This is a genomic window from Alkalihalobacterium elongatum, assembly GCF_019024285.1.
GTDB lineage: Bacteria > Bacillota > Bacilli > Bacillales > Bacillaceae_F > Alkalihalobacterium > Alkalihalobacterium elongatum.
Genome location: NZ_WMKZ01000027.1, coordinates 54,404 through 64,047, shown reverse-complemented (window position 1 = coordinate 64,047; position 9,644 = coordinate 54,404). Strand labels below are relative to the sequence as shown.

Here is a 9,644-nt window from a genome sequence, read left to right as displayed (position 1 = left end):
CGAACACGGAAGTTAAGCTCTTCAGCGCCGATGGTAGTTGGGGGCTTCCCCCTGTGAGAGTAGGACGTCGCTAGGCAAAAAGCACAATTCAATTGGATTGTGCTTTTTTTGTGTATTTAAAACCCCAAAAAACTGTCTCGCCGATATATTAGATAATAATTCATAAATAGTTAATCATTTACCTGCTAAATCACCCGTTTTATAGTCAATATCATGTTTTTTATTAAAAATATCCATTTTATTAATTCAAATCACCACTTTTATAGCATATTGAATCTAAGAAATATCTAATTTTTCTTCTTCACTACACATTCTTTAAATTCACTTTTATATAAAATCCTTTCGATGCCTGAAGAGCCAGCAACCGCTTGGTTTACGGTACAAAAGCATATAATAACACTTACGAGAAAAAAGCTATATGAGAATGTCTGTCCCAGCTTCAAGATGTGCTGCATGGATTGGCCCTAGTCCTAGTAAAAAGGAAAGGTTTAAAAGTATTGTCGCTGGGGAATAGCCAACAAAAAGTACACAATTACATTTTTAGTAGGCTGTTTTCGTAAATTTGCTTTTGAGCCCCTTGGGAAAAACACTTTTTAATATTAGGAAACTTTAACCTTGACGGTATATCAAAAGTTCTGTTGGTCGGTCACATAGTATGGAGTCGGTTACCCATTACTATAGAGCTACTGCACACATGCGTAACGTAAAGTCGAAAAGTTGCGTTTTAAGTCGAGAAACAGGACAAATGATTGAGTCGAGGAAGCCCGTATTAAGTCGAGTGAATGGTGGTTTTGTTACAATTTTATAGTTTGAGAATATGGTACGAATGTCAACGGATATTCTGTAATGTTTCTACTATTTTGTGCTAAGAGAAAGAGGATTTTCTTAGACTTATCTCGAATTGAATCTTTACATACATTTATCCATTTATCGAATGAAACTAATAAATTGGGCAATAATTATAGGGGTATGTGTTTGCAACTCTCAGTAATTTTTTTTATAATTAATATAGTCAAATATAGTCAAAGTCAAGGAGGGGGGCATTGATGAGGAATATCTCAGATATAATTGAGCAGTATTTGAAGAGCATTTTAACTAAAAGTGATGGAGAGTTAATAGAGATTAAAAGAAGTGAACTTGCAAAACGATTTGAATGTGTTCCATCACAAATCAATTACGTAATTAGTACACGTTTTACAATTGAAAGAGGTTATATTGTAGAGAGTAAACGTGGCGGAGGCGGCTACATTCGAATTATAAAAGTAAAAGCGCATAATCAAGCAGATCTATTTGATCAAATGATCCAACTTATCGGTGAAAAGGTCAATCAAGCAAATGCAGAAGATCTAATATCTAGACTTTATGAGGAAGGCGCTGTGTCTAAACGTGAAGCTAACTTAATGTATAGCGTTATAGATCAATCGTTATTCAATACAACAAACCCTTTACTGCGTGATTTTATTCGAGCTAATGTTCTCAAAGCAATGCTTCAATCTTTAAAATATCGAGAGTAGCTATGATTTTCTTTTCACATAAACCGTACTTAATGTTTTAAAGGGAGAGGTGGTTTTATGATATGTCAGGAGTGTAAAAAACGTCCTGCCACTTTACACTTTACTAAAATAATTAACGGTGAAAAAACCGAGTTTCATATATGTGAGCATTGTGCAAAAGAAAAAGGAGAATACTTTCCAGGATCAAATAGCTTTTCCATTCATCAATTATTATCAGGTTTATTAAACTTTGAACAGCCCATATCTAAAGGGCAAACTTCAGGGGTAACTTCAAAACAGCCACTGACATGTAAAAAGTGTAATATGTCTTATGAACAATTTGTACGAACAGGTCGGTTTGGGTGTGCGACTTGTTACGAAACATTCAGTGATAAGCTAGACCCTATACTAAAAAAAGTCCACAGTGGCAATCACTCGCATTCAGGAAAAATTCCTAAAAGAATTGGTGGAACTATAGAAGTTCGCAGAAAAATTAACTCTCTAAAAGAAGAATTACAACAGCATATAGCAAAAGAAGAATTTGAAGAAGCTGCGACCGTTAGAGATCAAATAAGATCTCTAGAAAAATCTATTTTCAATCAAGAGGAGGGGTAATTTATGTCACTTGAACGTTTTATTAGTGAAGCGATTAGCCCTTGGATGAAAAAAGATGGACCAGATTCGGATATTGTCTTGAGTAGCCGAATAAGATTAGCTAGGAACCTAAAAGATTTTACTTTCCCCATACTAGCTACTATGGAGGAAGCAAAGTTAATTGTTAACCACATTAGTACAAACTTGTTGGAGAGTCCCTATAACTCAGTTGGCCCACTAGAGCTTCTTCACATGGACGATTTAAAAGCAAATGTAAAAAAAGTACTAGTTGAAAAGCATTTAATTAGTCCACATTTATCTGAAGAATCAAAGCATGGTGCTGTTCTTCTAAGCGAGGACGAGTCAGTTAGCATCATGATAAATGAGGAAGATCACTTGCGTATTCAATGTTTGTTTTCTGGCTTTCAGTTAAGTGAAGGACTTGTGCTCGCAAGTGGGTTAGACGATTGGATTGAGGAAAAGTTGACCTATGCTTTTGATGAGAAAAGAGGGTATTTAACTAGCTGCCCAACCAATGTAGGAACTGGGTTAAGAGCTTCTGTAATGATGCACCTTCCTGCTTTAGTAATGACACAGAAGCTAACCAAAATATTACCTGCAATTAACCAACTTGGGTTAGTTGTAAGAGGTATTTATGGGGAAGGTAGTGAAGCATTAGGAAACTTGTTCCAAATTTCAAACCAGATGACACTAGGTAAATCAGAGCAAGATATTGTTGAAGATTTGCGTGGTGTGGTTATGCAATTAATACAACAAGAGCGTTCAGCGAGAGAGATGCTATTACAGTCCTCAAAAGTTCAATTAGAGGATCGTGTGTATCGATCTTTTGGAGTTTTATCAAATAGTAGAATTATGGAGTCAAAGGAAGCTGCACAGCGTTTATCTGAAGTACGGTTAGGGATTGATATGGGGCTAATTCAAGGTATTTCAGGGAATATCCTTAATGAACTTATGATATTAACTCAACCAGGATTTTTACAGCAGTTCGCCGGGGAAGCGCTCTCTCCGAATCAAAGAGATGAGCGAAGGGCAGCACTAATTAGAGAACGTCTTCGTTTAGAAGATGGGCGGAAATAATCTTGGAGGTGGATGAAATATGATGTTTGGGAGATTTACAGAAAGAGCACAAAAGGTATTAGCTTTAGCACAAGAGGAAGCGATTCGTCTTGGTCATAATAATATTGGCACTGAGCATATTCTACTAGGACTTATCCGTGAAGGTGAAGGGATTGCTGCAAAAGCTCTTCAAGCACTAGGGCTAGGCTCTGATAAAATTCAAAATGAAGTAGAAACGTTAATTGGTACAGGTCAAGAAGGAACAAAAACGATTCACTATACACCACGTGCTAAAAAAGTCATTGAGCTATCGATGGATGAGGCTCGAAAGCTTGGACATTCATATGTAGGTACTGAGCATATCTTATTAGGTTTAATTCGCGAAGGTGAAGGCGTAGCAGCACGTGTCTTAAACAATTTAGGGGTAAGCTTAAATAAAGCACGACAACAAGTGCTTCAGTTACTAGGCAGTAGTGAAGCATCTGGTGGTAACCAGCAGTCTGGAAATACAACACATGCTAATACGCCAACTTTAGATAGTTTAGCACGTGATCTCACTGCAATTGCTAAAGAAGAAGGGTTAGACCCGGTTATTGGGCGAAGCAAGGAAATTGAACGAGTTATTCAAGTTCTAAGCCGCCGTACTAAAAATAACCCAGTCCTTATTGGGGAGCCAGGTGTCGGTAAAACAGCGATTGCTGAAGGTTTAGCTCAAGCAATTATTAATAATGAAGTTCCTGAAACATTACGTAACAAACGTGTTATGACACTTGATATGGGAACTGTAGTAGCAGGAACGAAGTACCGTGGTGAGTTTGAGGACCGTTTGAAAAAAGTAATGGACGAAATTCGCCAAGCAGGTAACGTAATTTTATTCATTGATGAGCTGCATACACTTATTGGAGCTGGTGGTGCAGAGGGAGCAATCGATGCATCGAATATTTTAAAACCATCACTTGCTCGTGGTGAACTACAATGTATTGGTGCAACAACATTAGATGAGTACCGTAAGTACATTGAGAAAGATGCAGCGTTAGAACGTCGCTTCCAACCTATTCAAGTCAATGAACCAACAAATGATGAGTCGGTTCAAATTTTAAAAGGGCTACGTGATCGCTATGAGGCTCACCATCGTGTAACGATTACAGATGCAGCGATTGAAGAGGCCGTTAAATTATCAGATCGATATATTTCTGATCGTTTCCTGCCAGATAAAGCGATTGACTTAATTGATGAAGCTGCTTCAAAAGTACGTTTGCGTTCGTATACAGCACCACCAAACTTAAAAGAGCTTGAAGGAAGACTAGAGGAAACTCGCAAAGAAAAAGATGCTGCAGTGCAAAGTCAAGAGTTTGAAAAAGCTGCATCATTAAGAGACTCTGAACAACGTTTACGAGAAGAACTGGATTCTATGAAGAATGAGTGGAAAAAGAAACAAGGGCAAGAAAATACGGAGGTTACCGTTGAAGATATTGCTCAAGTAGTTACAAGCTGGACTGGAATTCCAGTTTCTCGACTAGTAGAAGAAGAAACTGATCGTCTTCTTCGCATGGAAGAAATCCTTCACCAACGTGTTATTGGCCAAGGAGAAGCTGTAAAAGCTATCTCAAAAGCTGTACGCCGTGCAAGAGCAGGTCTAAAAGACCCTAAACGACCAATCGGATCATTTATTTTCTTAGGGCCTACAGGTGTCGGTAAAACTGAGCTAGCTCGTGCCGTTGCTGAAACATTATTTGGTGATGAAGATGCGTTTATTCGTATTGATATGTCTGAATATATGGAAAAGCATGCAACAAGCCGTTTAGTAGGCTCACCTCCAGGTTATGTTGGACACGATGAAGGTGGACAATTAACTGAAAAGGTTCGTCGTAACCCGTATTCAGTTATTCTTCTTGATGAAATTGAAAAAGCGCATCCTGAAGTATTTAATATTCTATTACAAGTGTTAGAAGATGGGCGCTTAACTGACTCTAAAGGCCGTACTGTTGACTTTAGAAATACGGCAGTAATCATGACTTCGAACGTGGGGGCAAGCACTCTTCGTAGAAATAAATCTTTAGGTTTCACAGTAGATAGTGAAGATCAAAACTATAAAGATATGAAGGGGAAAGTTATGAGCGAGTTAAAAAATAGCTTCCGCCCAGAGTTTTTAAATCGTATCGATGAAATTATAGTCTTCCACTCGCTTGAGAAAAAGCATATTCGCGAAATTATCAGCTTAATGGCTGAACAATTAGAAAAACGTCTTGCAGAACAAGGAATTCAATTTGAACTGACTGAAGCTGCAAAAGATAAAATTTCAGATGAAGGATTTGACCCTGAATACGGTGCACGTCCTTTACGTCGAGCACTTCAAAAGCAAGTTGAAGATCGTCTATCAGAAGAACTACTAAAAGGAAACATTAAAAAAGGACAAAAGGCAATTATCGACGTTAAAGATAACGAGTTTGTCGTTGAGACAAAAGATGGTGCACAAGTATAGAGTAATGAGTATTAAGGCGAACTGGGGGAGAGCTTTCTCCTTCAGTTCTTTTTTATCAAAGAGCGCGGTTGAAAAACGTTGTTGTTTTGGGATCATAATAAAAAGGTAGTAAATACATGATCGGATTTTAACCATTCTTCGTAATATGTCGTGTTTTTCTAAAAACCATTCATGATACAATTACTATAAGAGTAGGTTATAAAGAGGGGAACAGAATGGCGAAAAAGAAAACGAAGTTCGTATGTCAAGAGTGTGGTTATGAATCAACAAAGTGGATGGGTAAATGCCCAGGTTGTCAGAGTTGGAATTCAATGGTTGAAGAGTTTGTAGAGTCAGCGACAAAGGGACGAAGCTTTGTTACTGGAGAGCGCTCGGAAACGACAAGCAAGCCACAACCGATAACAAAAGTGGAAAATGAGCTTGAAGAGAGAATTAGTACTGAAATGAAAGAATTAAATCGTGTATTAGGCGGTGGTATCGTGCCAGGCTCACTCGTATTGGTTGGGGGGGACCCTGGGATTGGAAAGTCTACGATATTGCTACAGCTGTCTTTCCAACTAGCAAAAAACTCATATAAAGTACTGTATATCTCTGGGGAAGAATCTATGAAACAAACAAAGTTAAGAGCAGATCGGTTAGGAGTTTTAGCTGATCAACTGTATGTACTTTCAGAAACAGATGTCGATTATATTGAAAAAGCCATCAATGATATTCAACCGACACTTGTTGTTATTGATTCTATTCAGACGGTATTCCAACAGGATGTTACATCTGCACCTGGAAGTGTTTCACAGGTAAGGGAGTGTACAGCGGCGTTTATGAGGATAGCTAAGACGAAAGGAATTGCTATTTTTATCGTTGGCCACGTGACAAAGCAAGGTTCAATCGCTGGACCTAAATTACTGGAGCATATGGTAGATTCAGTTCTTTACTTCGAAGGAGAAAGACATCATACGTATCGAATATTAAGAGCAGTGAAAAATCGGTTTGGTTCAACGAATGAAATCGGCATATTTGAAATGAAGGAAGGCGGTTTAGAAGAAGTTGTTAACCCGTCTGAAATCTTTTTAGAAGAAAGAACAGAAGGGGCTGCAGGTTCAACAGTTGTTGCTTCAATGGAGGGAACAAGGCCTGTCTTAGTTGAAATTCAAGCACTCGTTTCTCCATCAAGCTATGGTAACCCTAGAAGAATGGCAACTGGTATTGATCATAATCGGGTTTCCTTGTTAATGGCAGTACTAGAAAAGCGTGTAGGATTATTGCTACAAAGTCAGGATGCGTATTTAAATGTCGCAGGAGGAGTTCGAATAGACGAACCAGCAATTGATTTAGCAATCGCTCTAAGTATTGCTTCAAGTTTTAGAAACCAATCTACACAGCCGACAGATGTCATGATTGGTGAAGTAGGACTAACAGGAGAGGTTAGACGTGTAGCAAGAATTGAACAACGCATAAATGAGGCAGCTAAACTTGGATTCAAACGCGCGATTATCCCTCAAAAAAATATCGGAGGCTGGACGATTCCGAAAGATATTCAAGTTATCGGTGTAGAAACGCTTGAAGATGCTTTAGATGTTGCACTAGGAGGATAAATATGGAAGAGAGAAGAAAGGGAAAGTTTATCACCGATATTTTAAAACTCGTAGCGCCAGGAACTGCGTTAAGAGATGGAATTGATAATGTGCTTAGGGCAAAAACTGGTGGATTAATTGTATTAGGTTACAATACAGAGATGCAAAATATAGTAGACGGTGGTTTTTTTATCGATTGTGAGTTTTCACCTGCATACTTATATGAGCTTGCAAAAATGGACGGCGCCATCATTTTAAGTGAAGATGGTAAGCGTATATTATATGCGAATACACAACTCAACCCTAATAATTCAATTTCATCAAATGAGACAGGTATTCGCCATAGGACAGCAGAACGAGTAGCTAAACAAACTGGAAATTTAGTTATTTCCATATCACAACGTAGAAATGTCATTACATTGTACAAAGGCGAACATCAATACTCACTAAAAGATATTGGCGTGATATTAACGAAAGCAAATCAAGCCATTCAAACATTAGAAAAGTATAAAACAGTACTAGATCAAGGAATTACTAATTTAGGTGCATTGGAGTTTGAAGAGCTTGTCACTTTTCAAGAAGTCTTTCAAGTCATTCATCGCGTACAAATGGTATTACGAATTAAAAATGAAATCCTAAACTACGTGAATGAACTCGGTAGTGAAGGGCGATTAATTACAATGCAGCTGAATGAACTTGTATCAAATATTGAAAAAGAAGCGCTTCTATTAATTAAAGATTATGTGAAAGAACCAACACAAGATGCAAATGAAACGTTAAAAGATTTACAAAGGTTATCCAATGATGAGCTACTAGATGAACAACTGGTTGTTAAATTGCTAGGGTACTCAAAAAACTTTAACATTCAAGAACAAACAGTTTGTCCGAGAGGGTATCGCATTTTATACAAAATACCCCGCTTGCCAACATTAGTAATAGAAAATCTAATAGAGACTTACGGTGATTTAAGTCAAATCATGGTTGCAACAATTAAAGAATTAGATGAAGTCGAAGGTATCGGAGAAGCCCGGGCGAAAATGATTAAACATGGATTAAATCGAATTCAGGAGCAATTATTTATTGACCGTCACATTTAACACGTTTCGACAATACTACTAAGCTAGTTGTAAATTGTTGACGAATTTAGGCAGTAGAGATATAATAGATAGTTTTGAATTGACATTGAACAAGTACATCTGATACCGTTAAATGTATACTCAAAAAAATTTTATTATGTGAATTTGTGGAAAATATAGGATGATACGTTTCAAAAGAAAAAGTTTGTCTATAATAGTAAAAGGAGGTGAAATCATGCTAAAACGAATAGTTCAACTATTTTTTGTCCTAATAGGTGGGACATTAGGGTTTCTATTCATACCAGACTTAATTGAAATACTAAACTTAGGTGAACTACCACCGTGGGTTTTAAGCTCTTATGCTGGAGCCGTTTTTGGAGCAATTATTTTTTATCTTTCTACTTTTTGGTTAGCTGATTATATCGTTGGGTTGATGAGGTTGATGGAAGAGGCCATTGTCAAAGCACCGATTACAGATGTACTCTTTGGAACGATGGGACTTATTGTAGGTCTTATTGTTGCTTATTTAATTGGTATTCCGATAGATGCTATTCAAGTACCTGTGATCAGCTCGGTTTTACCGATTTTTATTACATTTTTCCTTGGTTATTTTGGTTTTCAGATTGGATTTAAAAAGCGTGATGAACTTATAAATCTTTTTTCAGTGGCCCACAAAAAAGACAAGAAGAAAGACGGAGATGTCGATAAGGAACAAAGTGGAGCAAGGATGAAGTTATTAGATACAAGTGTCATTATTGATGGTCGTATTGCTGACATTTGTAAGACAGGTTTCCTAGAAGGAACATTAATTATTCCTGAATTCGTACTTGAAGAATTGCAGCATATTGCTGATTCGTCGGATGTGTTAAAGCGAAACCGTGGACGACGTGGGTTAGATATTCTAAATAAAATCCAAAAGGAATTACCGATTAAAGTAGAAATCTATGAAGGTGATTTTGAGGAAATACAAGAAGTGGATAGTAAGTTAGTGAAACTTGCTAAATTGCTTTCAGGAATCGTAGTAACAAATGACTTTAATCTAAACAAAGTATGTGAGTTGCAAGGTGTTTCTGTTTTAAATATTAATGATTTAGCCAACGCTGTTAAGCCAGTCGTTCTCCCAGGAGAAGAACTAAATGTTCAAGTGATTAAAGATGGGAAAGAGCATAATCAAGGCGTTGCTTATCTTGATGACGGTACAATGATCGTCGTTGAAGGCGGACGAGATTACATTGGAAAGCAAATAGATGTCATCGTAACAAGTGTACTCCAAACGAGTGCAGGGAGAATGATTTTTGCCAAACCAAAATTACTTGAAAAGGCATTATAACTTTTTTATAAATTCATTAAA

Annotated in this window: 7 protein-coding genes and 1 rRNA gene; all 8 read left to right on the top strand. The window is 37.3% G+C overall.

Annotated elements, in window-relative coordinates; translation table 11 throughout:
- Positions 1–76: ribosomal RNA gene (rrf, locus tag GKP30_RS24095) — 5S ribosomal RNA — on the top strand; the annotation flags it as partial.
- Between the two features lie 970 nt (positions 77–1,046).
- Positions 1,047–1,514: a CtsR family transcriptional regulator gene (locus GKP30_RS19355; RefSeq protein WP_216831113.1), complete on the top strand. Its 468-nt coding sequence runs from the start codon at positions 1,047–1,049 to the stop codon at positions 1,512–1,514.
- Between the two features lie 57 nt (positions 1,515–1,571).
- Positions 1,572–2,108, top strand: coding sequence for a UvrB/UvrC motif-containing protein (locus GKP30_RS19350; RefSeq protein ID WP_216831112.1), 537 nt, complete (start codon positions 1,572–1,574; stop codon positions 2,106–2,108).
- 3 nt (positions 2,109–2,111) lie between these two features.
- Positions 2,112–3,185, top strand: a complete 1,074-nt coding sequence (locus GKP30_RS19345) for a protein arginine kinase (RefSeq protein ID WP_216831111.1) — start codon at positions 2,112–2,114, stop codon at positions 3,183–3,185.
- 19 nt (positions 3,186–3,204) lie between these two features.
- Positions 3,205–5,646 (top strand): ATP-dependent protease ATP-binding subunit ClpC, encoded by a 2,442-nt coding sequence (gene clpC / locus GKP30_RS19340; protein WP_216831110.1) that lies wholly within the window; start codon positions 3,205–3,207, stop codon positions 5,644–5,646.
- 215 nt (positions 5,647–5,861) lie between these two features.
- Positions 5,862–7,238: a DNA repair protein RadA gene (gene radA / locus GKP30_RS19335; protein ID WP_216831109.1), complete on the top strand. Its 1,377-nt coding sequence runs from the start codon at positions 5,862–5,864 to the stop codon at positions 7,236–7,238.
- Positions 7,239–7,240: 2 nt separating this feature from the next.
- A complete protein-coding gene (gene disA / locus GKP30_RS19330) occupies positions 7,241–8,314 on the top strand; it encodes a DNA integrity scanning diadenylate cyclase DisA (RefSeq protein WP_216831108.1) in 1,074 nt (357 codons plus the stop codon).
- Positions 8,315–8,528: 214 nt separating this feature from the next.
- Positions 8,529–9,623 carry a PIN/TRAM domain-containing protein gene (locus GKP30_RS19325; RefSeq protein WP_216831107.1) on the top strand — a complete coding sequence of 365 codons (1,095 nt, stop codon included), beginning with the start codon at positions 8,529–8,531 and terminating at the stop codon, positions 9,621–9,623.
- Positions 9,624–9,644: the final 21 nt, after the last annotated feature.

Bases quoted from the DNA above. Each gene is read 5' to 3' on its own strand.
- GKP30_RS19355 (WP_216831113.1), top strand. From the start codon at position 1,047: ATGAGGAATATCTCAGATATAATTGAGCAGTATTTGAAGAGCATTTTA.
- GKP30_RS19350 (WP_216831112.1), top strand. From the start codon at position 1,572: ATGATATGTCAGGAGTGTAAAAAACGTCCTGCCACTTTACACTTTACT.
- GKP30_RS19345 (WP_216831111.1), top strand. From the start codon at position 2,112: ATGTCACTTGAACGTTTTATTAGTGAAGCGATTAGCCCTTGGATGAAA.
- clpC (WP_216831110.1), top strand. From the start codon at position 3,205: ATGATGTTTGGGAGATTTACAGAAAGAGCACAAAAGGTATTAGCTTTA.
- radA (WP_216831109.1), top strand. From the start codon at position 5,862: ATGGCGAAAAAGAAAACGAAGTTCGTATGTCAAGAGTGTGGTTATGAA.
- disA (WP_216831108.1), top strand. From the start codon at position 7,241: ATGGAAGAGAGAAGAAAGGGAAAGTTTATCACCGATATTTTAAAACTC.
- GKP30_RS19325 (WP_216831107.1), top strand. From the start codon at position 8,529: ATGCTAAAACGAATAGTTCAACTATTTTTTGTCCTAATAGGTGGGACA.